At 68.2% G+C, this 20,838-nt stretch carries 20 protein-coding genes; 14 read left to right on the forward strand and 6 right to left on the reverse strand.

Going from position 1 to position 20,838, the window contains the following annotated elements; genetic code table 11:
• Positions 1 to 183: 183 nt before the first annotated feature.
• Positions 184 to 786, reverse strand: coding sequence for a class I SAM-dependent methyltransferase (locus ACLQ3C_RS12065; RefSeq protein ID WP_425705307.1), 603 nt, complete (start codon positions 784 to 786; stop codon positions 184 to 186).
• A gap of 116 nt (positions 787 to 902) precedes the next feature.
• Between ACLQ3C_RS12065 and ACLQ3C_RS12070 the strand changes: the two genes are divergently transcribed.
• From ACLQ3C_RS12070 to ACLQ3C_RS12080, 3 genes are all read left to right on the forward strand, one after another.
• Positions 903 to 1,685: an LLM class F420-dependent oxidoreductase gene (locus ACLQ3C_RS12070; protein ID WP_425705308.1), complete on the forward strand. Its 783-nt coding sequence runs from the start codon at positions 903 to 905 to the stop codon at positions 1,683 to 1,685.
• Between the two features lie 73 nt (positions 1,686 to 1,758).
• Positions 1,759 to 3,810 (forward strand): TPM domain-containing protein, encoded by a 2,052-nt coding sequence (locus ACLQ3C_RS12075; protein ID WP_425705309.1) that lies wholly within the window; start codon positions 1,759 to 1,761, stop codon positions 3,808 to 3,810.
• A gap of 146 nt (positions 3,811 to 3,956) precedes the next feature.
• Complete coding sequence (locus ACLQ3C_RS12080; RefSeq protein ID WP_425705310.1) at positions 3,957 to 6,053, forward strand: PhoX family protein; 2,097 nt, start codon at positions 3,957 to 3,959, stop codon at positions 6,051 to 6,053.
• Here ACLQ3C_RS12080 and ACLQ3C_RS12085 read toward each other — a convergent pair.
• Positions 6,043 to 6,270, reverse strand: coding sequence for a PLDc N-terminal domain-containing protein (locus ACLQ3C_RS12085; protein WP_425705311.1), 228 nt, complete (start codon positions 6,268 to 6,270; stop codon positions 6,043 to 6,045). The genes ACLQ3C_RS12080 and ACLQ3C_RS12085 overlap by 11 nt on opposite strands.
• Positions 6,271 to 6,327: 57 nt before the next feature.
• Here ACLQ3C_RS12085 and ACLQ3C_RS12090 point away from each other — a divergent pair, with 57 nt between their 5' ends.
• Both ACLQ3C_RS12090 and ACLQ3C_RS12095 read left to right on the forward strand, forming a co-directional pair.
• Entirely contained in the window at positions 6,328 to 6,807 is a 480-nt protein-coding gene (locus tag ACLQ3C_RS12090) for a MarR family winged helix-turn-helix transcriptional regulator (RefSeq protein WP_425705312.1), read from the forward strand.
• Positions 6,808 to 6,809: 2 nt separating this feature from the next.
• Positions 6,810 to 8,084: an MFS transporter gene (locus ACLQ3C_RS12095; RefSeq protein ID WP_425705313.1), complete on the forward strand. Its 1,275-nt coding sequence runs from the start codon at positions 6,810 to 6,812 to the stop codon at positions 8,082 to 8,084.
• A 111-nt stretch (positions 8,085 to 8,195) separates the two neighbouring features.
• Here ACLQ3C_RS12095 and ACLQ3C_RS12100 read toward each other — a convergent pair whose 3' ends face one another.
• Positions 8,196 to 8,591, reverse strand: coding sequence for a winged helix-turn-helix transcriptional regulator (locus tag ACLQ3C_RS12100; protein ID WP_425705314.1), 396 nt, complete (start codon positions 8,589 to 8,591; stop codon positions 8,196 to 8,198).
• Positions 8,592 to 8,749: 158 nt separating this feature from the next.
• Between ACLQ3C_RS12100 and ACLQ3C_RS12105 the strand changes: the two genes are divergently transcribed.
• Positions 8,750 to 9,613: an SDR family oxidoreductase gene (locus ACLQ3C_RS12105; protein ID WP_425705315.1), complete on the forward strand. Its 864-nt coding sequence runs from the start codon at positions 8,750 to 8,752 to the stop codon at positions 9,611 to 9,613.
• 129 nt (positions 9,614 to 9,742) lie between these two features.
• Here the strand turns inward: ACLQ3C_RS12105 and ggh are convergent, their stop codons facing one another.
• Entirely contained in the window at positions 9,743 to 11,083 is a 1,341-nt protein-coding gene (gene ggh, locus ACLQ3C_RS12110; protein WP_425705316.1) for a glucosylglycerate hydrolase, read from the reverse strand.
• 95 nt (positions 11,084 to 11,178) lie between these two features.
• On the opposite strand from ggh, the gene ACLQ3C_RS12115 reads away from it, so the two are divergent.
• Positions 11,179 to 11,853, forward strand: a complete 675-nt coding sequence (locus ACLQ3C_RS12115; RefSeq protein WP_425705317.1) for an SDR family oxidoreductase — start codon at positions 11,179 to 11,181, stop codon at positions 11,851 to 11,853.
• A gap of 8 nt (positions 11,854 to 11,861) precedes the next feature.
• Here the strand turns inward: ACLQ3C_RS12115 and ACLQ3C_RS12120 are convergent, their stop codons facing one another.
• Complete coding sequence (locus tag ACLQ3C_RS12120) at positions 11,862 to 12,266, reverse strand: nuclear transport factor 2 family protein (protein WP_425705318.1); 405 nt, start codon at positions 12,264 to 12,266, stop codon at positions 11,862 to 11,864.
• Positions 12,267 to 12,397: 131 nt separating this feature from the next.
• Between ACLQ3C_RS12120 and ACLQ3C_RS12125 the strand changes: the two genes are divergently transcribed.
• The 6 genes from ACLQ3C_RS12125 to ACLQ3C_RS12150 all read left to right on the forward strand — a co-directional run bounded on the left by ACLQ3C_RS12125 (position 12,398) and on the right by ACLQ3C_RS12150 (position 18,248).
• Complete coding sequence (locus ACLQ3C_RS12125; RefSeq protein ID WP_425705319.1) at positions 12,398 to 12,886, forward strand: winged helix-turn-helix transcriptional regulator; 489 nt, start codon at positions 12,398 to 12,400, stop codon at positions 12,884 to 12,886.
• 110 nt (positions 12,887 to 12,996) lie between these two features.
• The gene (locus ACLQ3C_RS12130) at positions 12,997 to 14,025 is read left to right on the forward strand and encodes a glycerophosphoryl diester phosphodiesterase membrane domain-containing protein (protein WP_425705320.1); all 1,029 of its coding nucleotides are present in this window, start codon (positions 12,997 to 12,999) and stop codon (positions 14,023 to 14,025) included.
• Positions 14,010 to 14,675, forward strand: coding sequence for a DUF4129 domain-containing protein (locus ACLQ3C_RS12135; protein WP_425705321.1), 666 nt, complete (start codon positions 14,010 to 14,012; stop codon positions 14,673 to 14,675). The genes ACLQ3C_RS12130 and ACLQ3C_RS12135 overlap by 16 nt, the downstream gene beginning before the upstream one ends.
• Positions 14,672 to 15,961: a DUF4350 domain-containing protein gene (locus ACLQ3C_RS12140; protein ID WP_425705322.1), complete on the forward strand. Its 1,290-nt coding sequence runs from the start codon at positions 14,672 to 14,674 to the stop codon at positions 15,959 to 15,961. Before ACLQ3C_RS12135 ends, ACLQ3C_RS12140 begins: the two co-directional genes overlap by 4 nt.
• Positions 15,958 to 16,956 carry an AAA family ATPase gene (locus ACLQ3C_RS12145; protein WP_425705323.1) on the forward strand — a complete coding sequence of 333 codons (999 nt, stop codon included), beginning with the start codon at positions 15,958 to 15,960 and terminating at the stop codon, positions 16,954 to 16,956. The genes ACLQ3C_RS12140 and ACLQ3C_RS12145 overlap by 4 nt, the downstream gene beginning before the upstream one ends.
• The gene (locus ACLQ3C_RS12150) at positions 16,956 to 18,248 is read left to right on the forward strand and encodes a DUF58 domain-containing protein (protein WP_425705324.1); all 1,293 of its coding nucleotides are present in this window, start codon (positions 16,956 to 16,958) and stop codon (positions 18,246 to 18,248) included. Before ACLQ3C_RS12145 ends, ACLQ3C_RS12150 begins: the two co-directional genes overlap by 1 nt.
• A gap of 31 nt (positions 18,249 to 18,279) precedes the next feature.
• On the opposite strand, the gene ACLQ3C_RS12155 is transcribed toward ACLQ3C_RS12150, so the two are convergent.
• Entirely contained in the window at positions 18,280 to 19,272 is a 993-nt protein-coding gene (locus ACLQ3C_RS12155) for a stage II sporulation protein M (protein WP_425705325.1), read from the reverse strand.
• A 103-nt stretch (positions 19,273 to 19,375) separates the two neighbouring features.
• Here ACLQ3C_RS12155 and ACLQ3C_RS12160 point away from each other — a divergent pair, with 103 nt between their 5' ends.
• Positions 19,376 to 20,815 (forward strand): MFS transporter, encoded by a 1,440-nt coding sequence (locus ACLQ3C_RS12160; protein ID WP_425705326.1) that lies wholly within the window; start codon positions 19,376 to 19,378, stop codon positions 20,813 to 20,815.
• The last annotated feature ends 23 nt before the right edge of the window (positions 20,816 to 20,838 follow it).

Genomic DNA, 20,838 nt, shown 5'->3' on the forward strand with positions numbered 1-20,838 from the left:
GTCGTCGAGATCATCACCTGGGATCCCGCCGACGTACTGAAGGATGCCGTCACACGCTCGTCGAGCGAATCGCGCCTACGCCACCTGCTCGCCACCCGCGGACTCTGACGCGCGCAAAAATTTGCAGCCTTTAGTCGCGGAAAACGCGACTAACTGCTGCAGATTCCCGGTGTGGTCAAGTACCTACCCGCGGCGTGCCCGCAGAACCACATCGTTGATGTGATGCCCGCCGCCGGCCGGACGGCCACGCGCGCGGGTCTCCTGGGTGACGACCGTCCACTCGTCGTCGAGCATTGCGGCGACGTCGTCGGGCAGAACGTAGTCGTCGGGGTCAAAGCCGTGTTCTCGCATGCCTTCTGGCGCATGAGCAACCACGAGAAGGGTGCCACCGGGCCGGACGGCGTCGGCGAGTTTGCGTGCGACGTCACGATCGTCTGCCTTGATCGGGAAGTAGTGTGCGGTCACCAGGTCGAAGTCACGGCCGGGTATATCGTCGACGACGAGATCGGTCTGTAGCCAGGTGATGGACGCGCGCGGATCGATCTCGCGGGCCCGGTCGACGGCCACCTGGGAGATGTCGACGGCGGTGACCTGCCACCCCGCATCGGCCAGCCAACGCGCATCGGCGCCCTCCCCCGACCCCACCTCCAACGCCACGCCCGGCGTCAGGCCCGAAACCTCCACCGGAAGCGCCGGATTGACGTCACTTGTCCACAACCTGTCCGCATCGCGGTAGCGGGCGTCCCATTCCGCCGCGCCGTGCGGGCTTCCTTGCTCGGTACTCATGCCACGACTCTGGCACGCCGAGGTCACCACGTCGATCGTGATTGCCACGATGGCAAGAACCCGCCGTCGCGTGTCCGGGTGGCCGACCCACCGTGGGTGAGGGCAGACTGGGATTCATGGCATTCCCCCTTCGCATCGGTGTCCAGATCCAGCCCCAGCACGCACCCGACTACTCGTTGATCCGCGACGCGGTACTCCGCGCCGAGGACGCCGGGGTCGACGTCGTCTTCAATTGGGATCACTTCTACCCGCTCTATGGCGATCCCGACGGCGCCCATTTCGAATGTTGGACGATGCTGGGTGCCTGGGCCGAGCAGACCGAGCGCGTGGAGATCGGCGCGCTGGTCACCTGCAACTCCTACCGAAACCCCGACCTGCTCGCCGACATGGCGCGCACCGTCGACCACATTTCCGGTGGCCGGCTGATCCTCGGGATCGGTGCGGGCTGGTTCGAGAAGGACTACGACGAATACGGATACGAGTTCGGCACCAAGGGCTCACGCATCGGCGATCTCGGAGAGGCGCTGCCGCGCATCGACTCCCGACTGAAGAATGTCAACCCGGCGCCCACCCGGCACATCCCGGTCCTGATCGGCGGCAGCGGCGAGAAGAAGACACTGCCGCTGGTCGCCCGGTACGGCGACGCCTGGCACGGATTCAATGATGTCGAGACCTACCGCCACAAGGCGAAGGTGCTCGCCGAACATTGCGACGCCGTCGGTCGTGATCCGCAGACCATCGAACGCTCCGCCGCCATCGAATTCAAGGATGACGTGGATTCGCTGCTACGCGACGCCGACGCCATCACCGCCGAGGGCGTCTCGTTGCTGACCGTGGGCATCACCGGTCCCGACTACGACATGACCGCCGTCAAGGCCCTCTGCCGCTGGCGCGGATGACACGAATCGGGTAACACACCTGGCATCGTCGGACGCGCGGGGCCGCGTCCGACGATGCCCTAGATTGATAACCATGCTGTGTTCGGGAGGGTCGGGGGCGTCCCCGCGCGCGATGCGGTCGGTGGGCACGTTCATGTTGGTTGCGGTGGTGCTCCTCGCCTCCGTTCTGCTCGGGGCGCCCGGTCGCGCCGGCGCCGAGGCACCGACGCGGCTGCCCGAACCGATCTCCGACCCGGCCGGTGTCCTGCCTGCTGGTCAGCGTGATCAGCTCCAGCGGTCGCTTGACGGTCTCTACAACGACCACAGCGTGCAGCTCTGGGTGGTGTACGTCGGCAACTTCGACGGGCTGACTCCCGAGCAATGGGGGCAGCGCACCGCCGAGCTCAGTGGCCTCGACAATCACGAGGTACTGCTCGCCGTCGCCACCACCGACCGTTCGTACTGGTTCGGTGCCCTGGGTTCGGTCGACGGCGTCTCCCAGTCGGATCTGTCCGACATCGCGACCGGCGACATCGTCCCGGCATTGAAGAAGGGCGACTACGCCGCGGCCGGGGTCGCTGCGGCCGACGGACTCGGTGACGCGCTCACCCCCTCGCACACCGGTCTCATCGTCGTCGGCACGCTGGCCGGTTTGGCGGTTCTCGCCGCCGCCGGCTTGTGGGTCTACTCGCGCCGACGCAAGCACCGGCAGCTGCAGACCGGTCTGGAAACCATGCGCGAACACGAACTGACCGTCGATCAGCTGGCCGCGCAGCCGCTCGAGGTGCTCGACGCGTGGTCGCGGGAGGTACTCACCGACACCGACAACGCCATCCGCACCAGCGGTGAGGAGTTGCGGCTGGCGGTCGACGAGTTCGGCGAGACCCAGACCGAACCGTTCCGACAGGCCGTGGACGCGGCCAGACAAGCTCTCGCCGCCTCGTTCACGCTGCGGCAGCGGCTCGACGACAACATCCCCGAGACACCCGACGAGCAACGATCCCTGCTCCTGCGCATCATCACCACGTGCACCGATGCCGACCATGCGCTCGATGAGCAGGCCGCCGCCTTCGACGAGATGCGCAACCTGCTGATCAACGCATCGGCCCGCTTCGACGAGATCACCCGCCGACTCGTCGACATGCGCACCCACGCCGACGCCGCGCAGCAACAACTCGACACACTGGTCGCCACACATGGTGAGCAGACCTGCGCGTCGATCCTGCACAACGTGGCACTGGCGCGGCAGGAAATCGACTTTGCCGAGCGCAGCGCCGATCAGGGCCGCGAGGCCATCGCCCGGCCGGCCGGCGAGCAGGGCCCCGCGGTCGCCGACATCCGCGCGGCGGAGGGCGCCATCGGGCAGGCGACCACCTTGCTCGACGCCATCGACCACGCGGAGGCCAACATCGCCGCCGCACACACCCGGGTGCCCGCGCTGATCACCGAGGTCGAGGGTGAACTGGCCGAAGCGGCACAGCTCGGGGCCGACGGCGGCCCGGAACTGGCGTCCGCGGTGTCGACTGCCACGACCGCACTGGATGCGGCCCGCACCGGATTCGACGCCGACCCGCTCGGGGTGTTCACCACACTCGCCGAGGCCGACGCCACGCTCGACAAGGCTCTCGAAGCCGCCCGGGGAGCGGCGGCCGAACGCAGCCACCGCACCGAACTCCTCACTGCTGCACTGACGTCGGCGCAGGCGAAGGTGTCGGCGGCCCGCGACTTCATCGGCACACGCCGCGGTGCGGTGCAGTCGGTGGCGCGCACCCGGCTCTCCGAGGCGGAGCGGCTGCTGCAGGATGCGCATGCCACCGTCGGCACCGACCCGCAGGCCGCTGCCGACGCCGCCCGGCGCGCGGGTTCGCTGGCCGATCAGGCACTGATGGCCGCGCAGGGCGACGTGGTCAGCTGGCAGCAGAGTCAGCAGCCCCGATCACACGGATCCTCGATGGCCGGAGCGGTTCTCGGCGGCATCCTGGTCGACAGCTTTCTACGCGGCAGCATGCGCGGGGGCGGGGGATTGCGGGGCGGCGGATACGGGGCTGGCGGATACGGGGGCGGCTACACCAGCGGCGGCCGCAGTCCCGGCTCGTTCGGTGGGTCGTCGAGTTCCGGCCGGATAGGTGTCGGCGGCCGGTTCTGACACCACGGTCGGACACGCACCGGCTGTTCGGCTGGTGTTCACAATCTGCTCGCCTTCGGTTCGCCCCGACTCCCTAGGGTCGGACAAGCTTCGCAAACAGCCCTGCGGAGATTCCTTGTCCAGCTCTGCCGTCGGGAGGCTATTTCGTGCGTATTCCTTTGCAGCTGTTCACAACTGGCGAGCGGTCGGCTCACTCGTGCAACGATCGGCTGGGGCGCTCCGCCCGCGCACGCATCACCTGCCGCTACAAGTGCGGCGACGCGTGCCGGCAGGAGCCGGGGAACACCAGCGACAACGTCTACTTCCGGGATGTCGTGCGCGCCGGGCTGTCCCGTCGCGGCTTCCTCAAGTCGACGGCGGTGGCAGCGGGCGGCATCGGTGCCGCATCGTTGCTCACCGCGTGCGGTGACGACACTTCCACCGCCGCATCCGAATCACCGCGTGCCGGTATGGATTTCAGTCCGGTGGCACCGAATACCACCGACGCGGTGGTGATACCGGATGGCTACCGGCAGCAGGTCGTCATCCGCTGGGGTGATCCGGTGCTGCCCGGGGCTCCCGCGTTCGACTTCGACAATCAGACGCCCGAGGCGCAGGCCGGGCAGTTCGGCTTCAACAACGACTTCGCCGGCCTGATCCCGATCGACGGGGTCCCCGACCACCACTATCTCGTGGTCAATCAGGAATACACCACCGAGGAATTCATGTTCCGCGGATACCGCACCAAGGAGCCGACCGAACAACAGGCGCGGATCTCGATGGCCGCGCACGGCATCACCGTCGTCGAGGTCGCCGCGGTGCCACGTTCGGGTGCACTGAGTCCCGTTGTGGGCGAGCGTAATCGAAGGATCACCGCCGCCACCCCGTTCCGGCTGACCGGGCCGGCGGCCGGCAGTGCGTACGTGCGAACCACCGCCGACCCGGCCGGGACCACCGTGCTCGGCACGATCGGCAACTGCTCCGGTGGCATCACGCCGTGGGGCACGATGCTCTCGGGTGAGGAGAACTTCAACAACTACTTCGGCAACGCGAGCCGCGTCACCGACGCCGCGGTCACCGGCAATCTCGAGCGGTACTCCTTTGCCGACGACGCCGACTACCACCAATGGGGACGCTTTGATCCGCGCTTCGATCTTGCGCGAGAACCCAACGAGGCCAACCGGTTCGGATATGTCGTCGAGGTCGACCCGACCGACCCGACGTCGACGCCGATCAAGCACAGTGCACTCGGGCGGCTCAAACACGAGTCGGCGACCATCCACGTGGTCCAAGGCGGTTCAGCGGCGGGGACCGTCGTCGCCTACAGCGGCGACGACGAACGCTTCGAGTACATCTACAAGTTCGTCTCCAGCCGCAAGGTCACCCCGCCTCGGTCGAGGCAAGCACGCGAGGCCAACCTGCGCATCCTCGACGAAGGCACGCTGTACGTGGCGAGCTTCACCGGGGATCACCCCGAGCAGATCGACGGCAGCGGTAGTCTCCCGGCGAGCGGCGGCTTCACCGGCTCCGGTCGCTGGCACCCGCTGCTGACCGTCGACGAAAACGGCACTGCGCATTCACATGTCGACGGCATGACACCCGAGCAGGTTTCGGTGTTCACCCGGGCCGCCGCCGACAAGGCGGGCGCCACCAAGATGGATCGTCCCGAGGACATCGAGCCGCACCCGCAGACCGGCAAGGTCTACTGCGCGCTGACCAACAACACCAAGCGCGGGACCGAGGGCAAGGCGGCCGCCGACACCGCCAACCCGCGCAACGAGAACAAGAACGGTCAGATCATCGAGATCGACGACGACCACGCCGGTACCGAGTTCCATTGGGACCTGCTGCTGGTGTGTGGCGATCCGGCCGAGGCCGACACCTACTATGCGGGCTTCGACAAGACCAAGGTCAGCCCGATCTCCTGCCCCGACAACGTGGCCTTCGATCCGCACGGCAATCTGTGGATCTCCACCGACGGCAATGCGCTCGACAGCAACGACGGCCTGTTCTCGGTGGCCCTCGACGGCGCCCGGCGGGGCGAGACCAAGCAATTCCTCACCGTGCCCAAGGGCGGTGAGACCTGTGGACCCATCGTCGACGCCGAACGTGTCGTGGTCTGCGTCCAGCACCCCGGTGAGGACGACGATCACTCCGCCGACAACCCGATGTCGCACTGGCCCGACGGCGGCTCGTCGCAGCCGCGCCCTGCGGTCGTCGCGGTGTGGCGCGACGGCGGTGGGTCGATCGGCGTCAACGCCTGACGTCGCGGCCCCACACGAAATAGGCGATCGGCCCGAGGTAGTTCACGGAGGACGCGACGACCCACGCCTTCTTGGCGCCCCGGACCTGATCGGCCGGGCGGCGCGACAGATCCCACAACGCCGCCGCCTGCACGACGAGCTGGCCGGCGGCGCCGATCCGTATCACCACGCGGGAGCGCTTCGACAGTTCGGAGAACTTCTTCTTACGTCGAGTCACGTGTGTCACACTATCGGCCCTTTTACTTCGTAGCTCTAAGTATTAGACTGGCTAACTGTGAGCGCACCAGTAGAGGACTCCACCGACATCGCCCGGGCCATCCGCCCGGCGGTGACCCGCCTGTACCTGATCCTGCGGCGTCACACACCGATCCCCGAATACTCGGCAGCCCAGGCGTCCGGCCTGGCGACCCTGCTGGATCACGGTGCGATGCGCATGGGTGACTTCGCCGCCCGCGAGTCGATCCGCATGCCCACCGCCACCAGCCTCGTCGACGGACTCATCCGCAACGGACTGGCCCGCCGCGACCCCGATCCCTCCGATCGCCGTGCGGTGCTGGTCTCGCTGACCGACCACGGCCGCTCGGTGTTGCAACGGGTCAGCACGCAACGCGATGACGTTTTGGCCCATGCCATCGCCGAACTCGCCGACGACGACCGCGCCGCGCTGGCCGCCGCCGCACCGGCCCTGAAAGCACTGCAGGAGGTGCTCGAGGGCCGGCAGCCGACCACACCACGCCAACCATCCACGAGGTAGAAATGAGCACACCAACGACCACCGCACATGACGGTGCACACGAGCAGCAGCAGTCCCTGCTGCGCACCTTCGCCCAGCAACCACGGACCGTATGGGTGACCGCCTTCGCCGCGGTCATCGCATTCATGGGCATCGGGCTCGTCGATCCGATTCTCAACAGCATCGCCGAGGCGCTCCACGCGCCGCCGGACAAGCTGACCCTGTTGTTCGGCGTATACGTCGGCGTGCAGTGCGTCGCCATGCTGATCACCGGCTGGACGGCCTACCGATTTGGACCGAAACGCACACTGACAGTTGGGCTTTCGCTCATCGTCATCGCAGCGGGCATCTCCGCCTTCGCCAGTGGCATCGACCAGCTGATCGCCTACCGCGTGATCTGGGGCCTGGGCAACGCGCTGTTCATCGCCACCGCGCTGGCGTTCATCGTCAGCTCCGCCAAGGGTGGCCAGCACGGCGCCATCATGCTGTATGAGGCCGCGCTCGGCGTCGGTCTCGCCGTCGGGCCGCTACTGGGAGCCGTGCTCGGCTCCTGGACCTGGCGTGCACCCTTCGCCGGTACCGCCATCCTCATGCTGATCGGTGCGATCCTCTGTGCGGTGATGCTGCCTGCCGACGGACCGCGCACCGACCGACAGCCGGTGCGGATCGTCGACCCCCTGAAGGCGTTGCGTGACCGCACTCTGTTGATCACGTCGATCGGTTCGGCGTTCTACACCGGCGCACTGTTCACCGTCATCGCCTGGGCGCCGATCGCGATGGGGCTCAAGCCGATCTGGGCCGGCCTGATCTTCTTCGGATGGGGCCTGCTCACCGCGCTGGCCGGCGTCTTCATCGCGCCGCGCCTGGCCGGGTGGATCGGGCAGCGCGGAGGTGTGATCACTGCGATTGCCGGCTACGCGATCGTGATGGCATTGGCCGGCGTCGGGACCTTCGAGGGACAGGTGTGGCTGATCGGCCTGGCCGTCGTCCTCTCCGGTATCCCCTCGGGCGTGCTCAACACGCTGTTCACCGGCCTCGCAATGGGTTCCGGCGACGGCCACACACCTCGGTCGGTCTCGAGTGCGGGATACTCGTTCCTGCGCTGGGCCGGTGCCGCCGTGGCTGCGGTGCTCGTCGCCCACCTCGCCGAGTGGTTCTCGTCGACCGCCGCCCCCTGGTGGTTCGCCGCCGGCTACTGCGTCGTCGCGGTCATCGCGGTGAGCTTCGTCAAGATCCGCTCCGCGGAGGAACACGACGTCGAAGAAGAAGCCGTGCTGGTGGGTGCCGAAGAGTACTGAGCCCAGATGAACACAGAGTTCTGAGAACCACTGGGACCACACGGATGTCGGGGGACGCGCCACCCGGTTGCATGCAGCCGGGTGGCGCGCTTCGTGTCGCTGCGCCCGCTGTCACCGGGTGCGCCCGTCGTACCTTTCGCGCGCGGTGATGACCTCTTCGATGTGCAGCACGGACCACTCCGTGAGCGCCCTCAGCGGTTCTCGCAACGTCTGGCCGAGCGCGGTCAGCTCGTACTCCACATGTGGCGGCACCTCGGGGTAGACGGTCCGACTGACCAGTCCATCGCGTTCGAGGGTTCGCAGCGTCTGGGTGAGCATCTTCTCGCTCACGCCCGCCAGCGCCTGCCGGAGCCGGCCGAACCGGGAGATCCCGTTTCGGCCGAGTTCGCCCAGCACGAGGACTGCCCACTTGCTGCCGATCTGGTCGAGCAGGTCCCGCGACGGGCACCCGCGCTCGTACGGATCGAATGACGGTATGCGCTCGGTCACGTTCTCGATAGCAGTCACCCGCCTCACCTCCATCCTTTCGCTTCGGTAAGTACCCTACCAACGAGTGGCTACTTCCCAACAGAGAGTGTTCAGCTCATGGTGGGTTCATCCGCCCGCGGACCGGCCGCGGCACGCGTGCGAGGCACGTTGCGGAACGAACTGGAGAAGGGATCATCATGTCGATCGTCGTCACCGGAGCCACCGGCCAGCTGGGCAGGCTCACCGTCGAGGCCCTGTTGCGCCGCGGAATCCCGGCCGGGGACATCATCGCCACCGGCCGGGACATCACCAGGATCAAGGACCTGGCCGACCGCGGTATCACGGTGCGCCGCGCCGACTTCGCCGATCCCGACAGCTTGGCCGAGGCATTCGAGGGGGCGGACGAGCTGCTACTGATCTCGGCTTCGGTTCCCGTGGGCGAGCGGGTCGCCAACCACCGGCGCGTGATCGACGCCGCGGCGTCGGCGGGCGTGTCGCTGGTGGTGTACACGAGCACGACGCACGCGGACACGGCCGGCAGCGTCCTCGGGAACACACACCGTGAGACCGAGGAGTATCTCCGGGACCGCGGAATCCCCAGCGTGATGTTGCGCAACAGCTGGTACCTGGAAAATTACACCGCGCATCTGCCGCAGATCCTGGGCAACGGCGTCGTCGTCGGCGCCGCAGGCGAGGGACGGATCAGCGGCGCGACCCGCGCCGACTACGCCGAGGCCGCAGCGGTGGTCCTCACCACCGAAGGTCACATCGGTGCCGTGTACGAGCTCGGGGGCGACGAATCGTTTACCCTGACCGAGCTCTCCGGCGCGATCTCCGCCGCGGCCGGACAGCAGGTCACCTATGCCGACCTGCCGGTGTCCGAACTCGCTCAGGTCCTGACCGCCGCAGGCCTGCCCGGCGAGCTGGCGGAGGTCCTCGCCGATGCCGACCGGGCCATGAGCCGCGGCGAGATGTTCACCGACTCCGGCGACCTGCATCGCCTGATCGGCCGCCCGCCGGTGACCCTGGCCGAGGCACTCCCAGTCGCCCTATCCCGCTGACGCGCTGCATCACCGGCGCACTGCATCACCGGCGCACTGCATCACCGACGCCCTTTATCACCGAGGTCGAATTCCTGGACTCGCCGGGTTGCTCGGAGCGCTGATGGTGATCGGCGATTCACAATTGCCTCAGTCCAGCCAATCCAGCACCGACGCCGCCGTCCAGCTCTGCTGCATGCTGCCGAGTGGTTCGCCGGTGAAGGGCTCGTAGTACTCGGCAAAGGCGCCGTCGGTCGCCTGCCGCAGGCCTTCATCACGCAGGCGCGCCGAACGCTCGGGCCAGCCGCGGCGGGCGAAGGCCCAGCTGAACAGCCACGTCATCACCGGCCAGACCGGGCCGCGCCAGTACTCGCGCGGGCGGAAGTCCTGCGAGATCGGCGACGTCGAGGGCGGCACCGCGTACCGCAGGTCGGGATGACCGCAGAACCGCGGACCGTCGAACAGGCGCAGCAGAGCCCGCTCCTGATCGCGGGACAGGCCACCGCACAGCAGCGGGGCGAACTGCGCGATCGTCTCGGTGGTGATCCACTTGTTGGCCCGCAGGTCGAAATCCCTTGCCGCGCCGTTACGTTCGTTGGATGCCGCCGCGACGCCGGTCCGGAATCGGTCGGCCCACGCGCGCAGATCGCGGACGTCGGAGCGCGGTTTGGAGTAATCCTCACCGATCGTCGCGAGCACGTCGCAGGCGAGCGCGAAGATGGCGCTGACGAAGACGTCCTCGACCTCGAAGCTCATCACCTTCGGGAGCAGCGCGTCGTCGTAGCCGGCGCGTTTCATCTCCTCGACCAGCCAGATGTAGCGGTCGTACTCGAGGTCGCTGGGCCGCATCGACAGATCGGAGACATGGTGGAGATCGGCGCGCTGATAGGGCGGCAGATCATCGCCCGGGATGACGCCGGCGTATGGCTTGTCCCAGCGCGGCGAGTTGTCCATGCCCGACTCCCACCCGTGGTAGATGGTGATGCGGCCGTGCCCGTCCGGGTCGCGGGCGTGCGCCAGCCACCGATGCCAGCGCACCAACGCTCCCCAGCGGCGGTCGATGAACTCGTTGGCCATCGACCGGGTGGTGCGCCCGTGGCGGCGGGAATGGTCGAGGATGCGCTGCACGGCGATCGCATGCACCGGCGGCTGCGTGATGCCGGAGGTGTCGGGGTAGTCGGGCGCGCACTCGGCCAGTCGAGCGCATTCCCAGCGGCGCGGACCGGGAAAGTACCCGTCGCGGCCGTTGGCGAACACGATGTGCGGGATCATCCCGTTGGACCATTGCGCCGAGAGCAACGTGTCCATCTCGATGACGGCCCGCTCCACCGACAACGGCGCCAGCCCCACGGTGACGAATGCCGCATCCCAGCTCCACATGTGCGGATAGAGCCTGGGTGCGGCACTGGTCATCGTGCCGAGGTCGTTGCCGCGCAGCAGGTAGGCGGCACGGGCCGCGAGCTGCGTCGGCGTGAATCCATTGCGCGCCATGCGGCGATTCTGCCCCGCGGCGGCATGGGTTGCCCGACGAGTGCCGGCGGGCACGGCACGACGGCGCCGGGCCGGGCGGTCTCTACGCTTGGGTCATGCCCACCGCACTGATCACCGGGGCGAGCCGCGGCCTCGGCGCAGCCATCGCCCGCCGACTCGCCCCCACCCACGATCTCCTGATCGGGGGGCGCCCGTCGGCCGGACTCGACGCCCTGGCCGGCGAACTGCGTGCGGCCACCTTTGCCGTCGATCTGACCGATCACGAGGCGGTCGCGGCCGCGGCGGCATCGATCTCGTCGCTCGACGTGCTCGTCCACAGCGCAGGTGCCGGGAGCACCCTGTCACCGGTCGCGCAGACGTCCGTCGAGGAGTGGCGACAGATGCTCGAGGTGAACCTGATCTCCGCCGCCGAGCTCACGCGAGTGCTGTTGCCTGCGCTACGCTCGGCCGGCGGTCACGTCGTCTTCATCAATTCGGGTGCAGGAAAGCGCGCGAATCCGCGGTGGGCTCCTTATGCCGCAAGCAAATTCGGGCTACGAGCGTTGGCCGACGCCCTACGCGCCGAAGAACCGGACCTGCGGGTGACCTCGGTGTTCCCGGGCCGCATCGACACCGACATGCAACGGGATCTGATCGCGATCGAGGGCAAGGACTACGACCCGGACGCGTTCCTGCGACCGGACACCGTCGCGGCGGCCGTCGTCCATGCCGTCGGCACGCCGGCCGACGCCCATCCGACCGAGATCGTGCTGCGGCCGACCGGACGTTAGCGGCGTCGTCAGAGCTGTACGAGGTCGCTCGCCTGCCAGACCGCTCGCATCGAGGAGACCTTGCCCGCCTCGTCGAAGACCATGATGTCGACCGGGGTGATCTCGAAGCGCATCCCGGAGGTGCCGGTGACGAGGGTGAACTCGAAGACCGCGGTGTCGCCGGCCACCTTCTTCCACTTCAGCGTGGCGGTGCGCTCGTCCATGTTGGTGATGACGGAGTAGAACTCGACGAGCTGCTCGCGGGTGTTGCGGACGTCGGTGCCGATCGGGTCCTCGACCGTGGCGTCGGAGGCGTAGAGATCGGCGATCTGCTCGGCGGTCCCGTTGGTCAGCAAGTCGATGTAGGCATCGACGACCGCGGTGATCCGGTCCGCGAGATCGGCTCCGGCGGCATTGTCCTGCTCGACAGTCATCGAGTTTCCCCTCTGCTCAGAATTAGAACGTGTTCTCGTTTGACGATAGCAGGGGCGGCCTCGACATAGGGGCTTACGCCGGGATCTCCGTCAGCTGACTTCGGTCGATCCAAGCCACGTAGGATGGGGACGTGAAGCTGACCGGAACGTTGTCCGACCGTGACAGTTGGCGTGCCACCGAATGCTCGATCGACAAGGCCGTCGGCGTCGTCGGCACCCGTTCGGCGTTACTGATCCTGCGCGAGGCGTTCTACGGCGCCACCCGTTTCGACGAATTCGTGCGCCGGGTGGGCATTTCCGAGGCGGTGGCCTCCGCGCGTCTGCGTGAGCTCACCGATGCCGGGATCTTCGTCAAGGTCCCCTACCGCGAACCGGGTCAGCGCGCGAGGTACGAATACCAGTTGACCGATGCGGGCCGTGAACTTCTGCCGGTGGTGCTCGGACTCATGCAGTGGGGTGACCGGCATCTGCAATCCGACGGCGCTCCGCTGCGCCTGCGGGCCGAGGACGGATCACCGGTCCGGGTCGAGGTGCGATCGGCATCGGGCGATCTCCTCACCGGCGACGACATCGCCGTATCGTACGCGCGCAAACGCACGCCTCGCCCGTCATCCAGATAGCCGATCGGGCCGGCGTCCACAGGGCAGCGGACATCGCCGGTTTGATAGGTTCGCGCTCGAATGTCCCGGCGACCGCGCCGGCGCGCCGACCGTCCTGCCGAGGAGCCACCATGACCGAGTCCCCGGGACACGGCTTCCCGGAACCGGAATGGGGTTCGGCCACCGGCGACCCGCGATCGAGCCGGGGACCCGACCGGTCGGCGGTACCGCCACCGTGGCCGCCACCGGTGCCCGCCCACAAGCCGGGAGTGATCCCGTTGCGTCCGCTCGGCCCCGGCGACATCGTCGGCGCGACGTTCGCCGCGGTCTTCGGCAATCCGCGCGTCTACTTCGGGATGTCGGCCGTCGTCACCGTGGCCACGGTCATCGTGGCTCTCGTCATCGATCTCGTGATCGGTGTCGCGGTGGGAGTCATCGGCGGGGACGGTCTCCCGAATCCGCGTGCGGCTCTCACGTCGGCGTCCGGTGTCGCCACCGACGCCGGGTCGGTGGCCGGCTGGCTCCTCGCCGGCGTCGTGGCCTATCCCGTTGCCCGTGACGTGATCGGTGTGCGTGCCGGCCTGCGCGAATCGTGGCGGTTCGGGCGTCCGTTCGTCGGTCGGCTCATCGGTACCGTGCTGCTGCTGGCGGTCGGCCTCGTCCTCGTCGCGGCACCGGCCATCGCGCTGCTGCTCGTCGGCATCGGCTCTCCCGATCTCGACGTCCTGCTCGCGGTGGCCGTGGCGTCGGTACTCCTGATCATTCCGGTGGTGTGGCTGGCCGTCCGCCTGTCGGTGGCCATGCCGGCGGTCACGATCGACAACCTCTCGCCGCCGGCCGCCATCGCCCGGTCGTTTGCGTTGACCCGCGGCCTGTTCGCCCGCTACTTCACCGTGTTCGTCATCCTGGGCATCGTCGCGACCGTCGTCGACACCGTGTTCTCGGGGCTCGTGGGTCTGATCACCGACGTCGTCGGGAGCACCGCCGGTGACGTCGTCGGCATCGTCACCGCGGTGCTCGTCACGGTCATCCTGGCGCCGATGTTCGCGGTGGCCTCGTCGGTGGTGCACACCGACTCGCGAATCCGCAAGGAAGGCTTGGACATTGCGCTGACACAGCTCGTGGCCGACAGAGATGGGCCACCGTGGGCGTCTCGCTGACGGTCCTCGCCGACGGGTTGACACCCGACAACGGCCAAGCGCGCGACTGGGCCCGTGACGCGTGGACCAGCCCCCAGCCGAGCGCCCTCGACCGGCTGAGCGACGACATCGGAAGCTGGATCTACCAACGGTTCGCCGACGTGGCAGGCATCGGCAAGACCATCCCGGGGATCATCGCGATCGTCGTCGTCGTGCTGCTGGTGGCATTGATCATCTACGCGCTCCGGTTCGTGCGGCGCACCCCGCGTAGCGCCGTCACCGACGGACACCACCGGGTACTGACCGACGATCCGACGTCGGCGGCCGCCCATCGCGCACGCGCCGAGGAGTTGTTGGCCGCCGGCGACAACGCCGGCTGTATCCGGGAGGCGATGCGCGCACTCACCCGCCGCAGCATCGAACGATCGCTCCTCGACGACACGCCGTCACTGACCGCACATGAGGTCGCCGTCCGGCTGCAGCCGGCGTTCGGGGAATTCGCCATCAGCCTGACCGAAGCCGCCGGCCTCTTCGACCGGGTCGTGTACGGCCACGCGACCGCGACCGCCGAACAAGCGCGGTCGGTCCTGACGCTCGACGCCGACCTGAAGTCCGCGCGCCCGTCCGGCACCGTCGGCGACGCGGCCACGGCCTACGCGGTGCCGCGATGAGCACCACGAGCGCTGTGCGCACCTCGAGCGCACCGCCGCACGGCACACCGCCCCGCCGGCCGCGACGCTGGATCTGGTGGGTGATCGGCGGAGTCGTCGTCGCGGTCGTGGTGATCCTGCTGCTGTTGACCATCGCATCCGCGGCGAACAACGCCCATCCCACGAGCTCCGCCCCCCTCGACCCGGCCGACCACGGCGAGGCCGGCACCAGCGCGCTGGCATCGATCCTCACCGGCCACGGGGTGGACGTGGCGACGGTGCGCGGACTCGACGCGCTGCGCGCCACCGAGCGGCCCGGTGCCGACACGACCGTGGTGATCAGCGGCGCAGCAAGCATGTCCGCCCCGGTGGCCGGCGTCGTCGGCGACCGGATTCGTGACGCGCATCGAGTCGTGGCGATCGACCCGTCGCAGTCGGCGCTGTCGGTGTTGGCGCCCGGGATCACGGTGTCCTACAACAACACTCCCACGCCGACGAGTACAGCCGAATGTGCGGTGCCCGGTGTCTCTCCCGGTGACGTCGTCTCCGCCGATCCATCGTTGCGCCTGCTGCGCGAGACGGACGTGGACCCGTCGACCACCGGCTGCTTCGGCCGCGGGCACGACGGCGGCTACGACATGGTGATCAGCGCACCCACGCCCGCGGGGCCGCCGGTCGTCGCGATGACCGGCACGATGACCCTCAACAAGAACCTCGGCCGGTACGACAACGCCGGCGTCAGCGTGCGCACCATCGCCACCTCCGACCATGTCCTCTGGTACGTCCCCCTACCCGGTGACCGGATCGATGAGCCGGCCTCGCACCAGGGCACCGAACAGTCGGTGTTCCCTCGGGCCGTGGGCCCGATGTTCCTGCTCGCATTCTTTGCGGTGCTCGCGCTCGTGGTGTGGCGTGGCCGACGGGTGGGACCGCTGTCGACCGAGCCACTGCCCGCGGTCGTGAAGGCCATCGAGACAACGCAATCCCGCGGACGCATGTATCGCCGCGCCGCCGCCGCCGATCGTGCGGCCGCGGTGCTGCGCGTACGCACCATTGCGCGGCTGGCCGCCTACCTCGGTGTGCCGTATGACCCCGGTCGCGCCCTGGCGGCTCTCGACGACGGGCACCCGTCGACCCCGGATCCGGTACTCGCCACGGTCATCTCGGCAATCGCGACAGCCACCGGGCGCGACCGGACCGCGCTGATGGCCCTGCTCGACGGACCGTTGCCGCGCACCGACGACGATCTCGTCCGCTTCACCGACGCCCTGACCACCCTCGACAAGGAAGTTCGCCGCGCACCATGAATCCCGAGAAGCCGATGCCCCAGAAACCAGTGCCGGAGAAGCCGGTCGCCGATCTGCGTGCCGCGCTCGGCGCAGTCCGCAGCGAGGTGGCCAAGGCCGTCGTCGGCCAGGACCCGGCCGTCGCCGGCATCCTGATCGCCTTGCTCTGCCGTGGGCACATCCTGCTCGAAGGTGTTCCGGGCGTGGCGAAGACGTTGTTGGTGCGGTCGGTGGCCGCAGCCCTGGCGGTGGACACCAAACGCGTGCAGTTCACCCCCGACCTCATGCCCGGCGATGTGACCGGCTCGCTGATCTTCGACAATGCGACCTCCGAGTTCACCTTTCGGGGTGGTCCGGTGTTCACCAATCTTCTTCTGGCCGACGAGATCAACCGCACCCCACCGAAGACGCAGGCGTCGTTGCTCGAGGCGATGGAAGAACATCAGGTCTCGGTCGACGGGGTGCCGCGGCCACTGCCCGACCCGTTTCTGGTGGCCGCCACCCAGAACCCCGTCGAGTACGAGGGCACCTACCCACTTCCGGAGGCGCAGCTCGATCGATTCCTGCTGAAGGTGACCCTGCCGGTGCCGCCGCGCAACGACGAGATCACCGTGCTGGCGCGCCATGCGGCCGGGTTCGATCCGCAGGAGTTGGCAGCGGCCGGATTGCGACCGGTGGCGAGTGCCGCCGACATCATCGCGGCCGCCGACGCGATCCGCCACGTCGCCGTCGCCCCGCAGGTGGTGGCATACATCGTCGACATCGCGCGTGCCACCCGGATGTCGCCGTCGTTGGCGCTGGGCGTCAGCCCCCGTGGTGCGACCGCCCTGTTGTCGACCAGCCGGGCGTGGGCCTGGTTGGCCGGCCGTGACTTCGTCACCCCCGACGACGTCAAGGCCCTCGCGCAATCGACTCTCGCACATCGGCTTTCACTTCGCCCGGAGGCAGAGCTCGAGGGTGTGTCGGTCGCTGCGGTACTCGATGCCGCGATCGCGTCGGTACCTGTGCCGCGCTGATGTTTCTCACCGGCCGGTTTTTTCTCCTCGTCGTGGCGGGGGCGATCCCCGTGATCGGATACCCGCGGTATTGGGTGGTGCTGCTGTGGGTGCTGGCATGTGTCGTGCTGATGGGCATCGACCTGATCGCCGCCGGATCGACGAGAGTGCTACGGCTATACCGACTTCCGTCGGCGCCGGTACGTCTCGGCGAGCCGGGCAACTCGGTCCTGGTGGTGCACAACCCGACCGGCCGCCGCTTCCGCGCACAGCTCAAGGACGGCTGGCAGCCATCGGCCGGCGCATCCGGCAACATCCACGACGTGTCCCTGCCACCGGGTGAACGGCAGTCGGTCTCGACGTCCCTGCTACCCACCCGCCGCGGCGATCGGCCGGCACACCGGGTGACGGTGCGCCGGCGCGGCCCGCTCGGGCTGGCCGGGCGGCAATCGGGCTTTGTGGTGCCCGGCTCCATTCGCGCTCTGCCACCGTTTCATTCGCGCAAGCTGCTGCCGTCCCGGCTGGCTCGGCTGCGGCAGCTCGACGGCCGTTCGGCGGTCCGGATCCGCGGGCAGGGTACCGAATTCGACTCGCTGCGTGACTATGTCGAGGGCGACGACGTCCGCAGCATCGACTGGCGCGCAACCGCGCGGCGCCGGTCGACGGTGGTGCGCACCTGGCAACCGGAGAAGGACCGCCACATCATCATCATCCTGGACACCTCGCGCACGTCGGCGGGCCGGGTCGGTGACGAGCCCCGCCTCGATGCGGCGATGGACGCGGCGCTGCTGCTCGCGGCACTCGCCGCGCACGCCGGCGACCGCGTCGACCTGATAGCCGGCGACCGCATGATCCATCGCCGGGTTGTCGGTGCGCCACGCAGCACCCTCCTCGGCGCCCTCGTCACCGCCATGGCACCGCTGGAACCCGCGCTGCTCGAAGCGGATTGGCCGCTGCTGGCCGCCGAGATCGGCAAGCTCACCCGCCAGCGTGCCCTCGTGGTCCTGTTGACGCCGCTGGAGCCGGCGGCCATCGAGGAGTCGATGCTGGCACCGTTGTCGGTGCTGGCCCAGCGCCACAAGGTGATCATCGGATCGGTCCGCGACCCGCAGCTGCTCGAGATGGCCGAACAGCGTGAGGATGCCGCCGCCATCTACGGTGCCGCCGCCGCGGCCCGGACGATCGCGCTACGGCAGCGGACCGAATCGGCGGTGTCGCGACTCGGCGTGGACGTCGTCGATGCCGACCCGGAGCAGTTGCCTGCCGCGCTCGCCGATCACTACCTGCTGCTCAAATCACGCGGCTTGCTCTGATCGCCTCATCCGGTCGTCTCCGGCAGCCGTCTCACGCGGTCGGGGCGACGAAGTCCCGGTCATCGGTGGCGACGTCTCCGCGCTCGCCGTCGTTGTAGGCCCAGCGCCCGAGGGTGAAGACGTAGCCGAAGAAGCCGACCCAGACGAACACGCCGATCCCGACCCGGGCAAAGGTGGGTAGTCCCGAGGGGGTCACGAACGCCTCGATGAGGCCGGTGATCAGCAGCAGCACAACCAATCCCAGGGCGATGCCGATCGCCGTGCGGCCCTGCTCCGCCAGTGACTGCATCCGCGACTTACCGCCCGGGGCCACCCACGACCAGAAGACGCGCAGACCCACTCCGGCGGAGACGAACAGACACGTCATCTCCAGCAACCCGTGCGGGGTGATCAGCCCGAAGAACACGTCGGCGCGGCCGTGGCGAATCATGATCGACGCCGTCACCGCGACATTGGTGATATTGCCCCACAGCACCCAGATCACCGGAAAACCGAAGACCCCGAAGGCGATACATGTTGCGGCCAGCCAGAAGTTGTTGGTCCATACCCGCAGCGCAAAGGAGGTCGCGGCGTTCTCGGAGTAGTAGTTCGCGAAGTCGTTGTCGACGAGTTTCTGGATGTCGGCCGGACTCCCGAAAGCAGTTTCGGTGCTGGGGTGGTCGAGGAACCACCACGTCATCGCCGCCATCCCGACAAAGGACACGATCAGCGCACTCAGCCACCACCAGCGCGTTGCGTACAACGCAGCCGGGAACGTCCTCCCGAAGTAGCGTCCCACGATCGACCAGCGGCTCTCCGTGGTGCCGGCGGCGCGCGTGCGCGCCTTGGCCAACAGCGACGAAAGGTATCCGACGAGTGAGGCATCGGGCGCCGTGGACCGGATCACCGACAGATGGGTGGCCACTCGCTGATAGGTGTCGATGAGCTCGTCGGCCTCGGCACCGGAGAGCCGGCGGCGCCGGGTGAGCCCATCGAGCCGTTCCCACGTCGGCCGCTTCGCGCTCACGTAGGCATCGAGATCCACTCCGACAGCCTATCGGCGCCGCCCGGGCGGACGCGGTGGTGTCATCCATCCGGATCCGCCGACGCAGGTTTACCGGGGCTCACCGCGGGTAACGCACACCCTCATGGCCACCGTGCGCACCCAGATCCCGGCTCGCCTCGATCGGCTTCCGTGGTCGCGCTGGCATTGGATGATCGTCGTCGGCCTTGGGTCGGTGTGGATCATCGACGGGTTCGAGGTCACCGTGGTCGGCAGCGTCGCCTCCCGGCTGTCGGAGGCCGGCAGCGGTCTGCCCATCTCCACGTCGCAGGTGTCGGGCCTCGCGGCCGCGATGTATGTGGCGGGTGCCTGCGGCGGTGCCCTGTTCTTCGGTTGGCTCACCGATCGTTTCGGACGCAAGAAGCTGTTCATCATCACGCTGGTCCTGTACCTGGTCGCCACCGGACTGACCGCATTCTCCTTCTCGGTGTGGTGGTTCATCCTCTGCCGGTTCTTCACCGGAATGGGTATCGGTGGCGAGTACGCCGCGATCAACTCCGCGATCGACGAGTTGATCCCCAGCAAGTACCGCGGCCGCATCGATCTGATCATCAACGGCACCTACTGGCTCGGCGCCTCCGGCGGCGCGCTGCTCTCGGTGGCCGCACTGAACACCGCGCTCCTGCCGGCAAACCTCGGCTGGCGGCTGATGTTCGGCATCGGCGTGATCTTCGGCCTCCTCGTCCTGGTGGTACGACGCCACGTCCCCGAGAGTCCCCGCTGGATGTTCATCCACGGCCGCGACGCCGATGCGGAGCGACTGGTCGCCGACGTCGAGAAAACGGTGGAGCGCGACACCGGCACACACCTGTCCGAGGTCGACGACACGATCGAGGTGACGCAACGACAGTCCACCGGATTCGGCGAGATCGCCTCGGTGATGGCCCGAAAGTACCCGCGCCGCAGCACACTCGGGCTCGCACTGTTCATCGGCCAGGCGTTCCTGTACAACGCCGTGACCTTCAACTTCGCGGTGATCCTCAACAAGATGTACGGCGTCGCATCCGATCACACCGGCTACTACTACGCCGTGATGTGTCTGGGCAGCTTCTTCGGACCTCTCCTGCTCGGCCGGTTCTTCGACACCGTCGGCCGCAAACCGATGATCTCCGGCTCATATCTCGGTTCCGGGGTGCTGCTGGCGGCCACCGCCTGGCTGATGGCCGGCGGAAATCTGACCGCGCTGACCCTGACCGCATGCTGGACGGTGGTCCTCTTCGTCGCGTCCTGCGGTGCGAGTTCGGCATATCTGACCGTGAGCGAGATCTTCCCGATGGAGACGCGCGCGATGGCCATCGCGTTCTTCTACGCGATCGGCACCGCGGCCGGCGGCATCGCGGGACCGCTGGTCTTCGCCGAGCTGACCGGCAACGGTGACTCGGGACAGACCGCGCTGGCATTCGTGATCGGCGCGGCGGTGATGATCGTCGGCGGGCTCACCGAGTTGGTCCTGGGTGTCGCGGCCGAGGGCAAGGGCCTCGAGAAACTGGCGGCGCCGCTGAGCTCGTCCTCACACACCACCTGAGCTCGCGGTCCGCCGACCCGTGA

Origin of the sequence: Gordonia sp. DT30 (assembly GCF_049844915.1) — a bacterium.
Taxonomy (GTDB): domain Bacteria; phylum Actinomycetota; class Actinomycetes; order Mycobacteriales; family Mycobacteriaceae; genus Gordonia.

What these genes read in the sequence shown, in the direction of transcription:
- ACLQ3C_RS12065 (WP_425705307.1), bottom strand. Translation starts at nt 786, where the DNA reads ATGAGTACCGAGCAAGGAAGCCCGCACGGCGCGGCGGAATGGGACGCC.
- ACLQ3C_RS12070 (WP_425705308.1), top strand. Translation starts at nt 903, where the DNA reads ATGGCATTCCCCCTTCGCATCGGTGTCCAGATCCAGCCCCAGCACGCA.
- ACLQ3C_RS12075 (WP_425705309.1), top strand. Translation starts at nt 1,759, where the DNA reads ATGCTGTGTTCGGGAGGGTCGGGGGCGTCCCCGCGCGCGATGCGGTCG.
- ACLQ3C_RS12095 (WP_425705313.1), top strand. Translation starts at nt 6,810, where the DNA reads ATGAGCACACCAACGACCACCGCACATGACGGTGCACACGAGCAGCAG.
- ACLQ3C_RS12105 (WP_425705315.1), top strand. Translation starts at nt 8,750, where the DNA reads ATGTCGATCGTCGTCACCGGAGCCACCGGCCAGCTGGGCAGGCTCACC.
- ggh (WP_425705316.1), bottom strand. Translation starts at nt 11,083, where the DNA reads ATGGCGCGCAATGGATTCACGCCGACGCAGCTCGCGGCCCGTGCCGCC.
- ACLQ3C_RS12115 (WP_425705317.1), top strand. Translation starts at nt 11,179, where the DNA reads ATGCCCACCGCACTGATCACCGGGGCGAGCCGCGGCCTCGGCGCAGCC.
- ACLQ3C_RS12120 (WP_425705318.1), bottom strand. Translation starts at nt 12,266, where the DNA reads ATGACTGTCGAGCAGGACAATGCCGCCGGAGCCGATCTCGCGGACCGG.
- ACLQ3C_RS12130 (WP_425705320.1), top strand. Translation starts at nt 12,997, where the DNA reads ATGACCGAGTCCCCGGGACACGGCTTCCCGGAACCGGAATGGGGTTCG.
- ACLQ3C_RS12140 (WP_425705322.1), top strand. Translation starts at nt 14,672, where the DNA reads ATGAGCACCACGAGCGCTGTGCGCACCTCGAGCGCACCGCCGCACGGC.
- ACLQ3C_RS12145 (WP_425705323.1), top strand. Translation starts at nt 15,958, where the DNA reads ATGAATCCCGAGAAGCCGATGCCCCAGAAACCAGTGCCGGAGAAGCCG.
- ACLQ3C_RS12150 (WP_425705324.1), top strand. Translation starts at nt 16,956, where the DNA reads ATGTTTCTCACCGGCCGGTTTTTTCTCCTCGTCGTGGCGGGGGCGATC.
- ACLQ3C_RS12160 (WP_425705326.1), top strand. Translation starts at nt 19,376, where the DNA reads ATGGCCACCGTGCGCACCCAGATCCCGGCTCGCCTCGATCGGCTTCCG.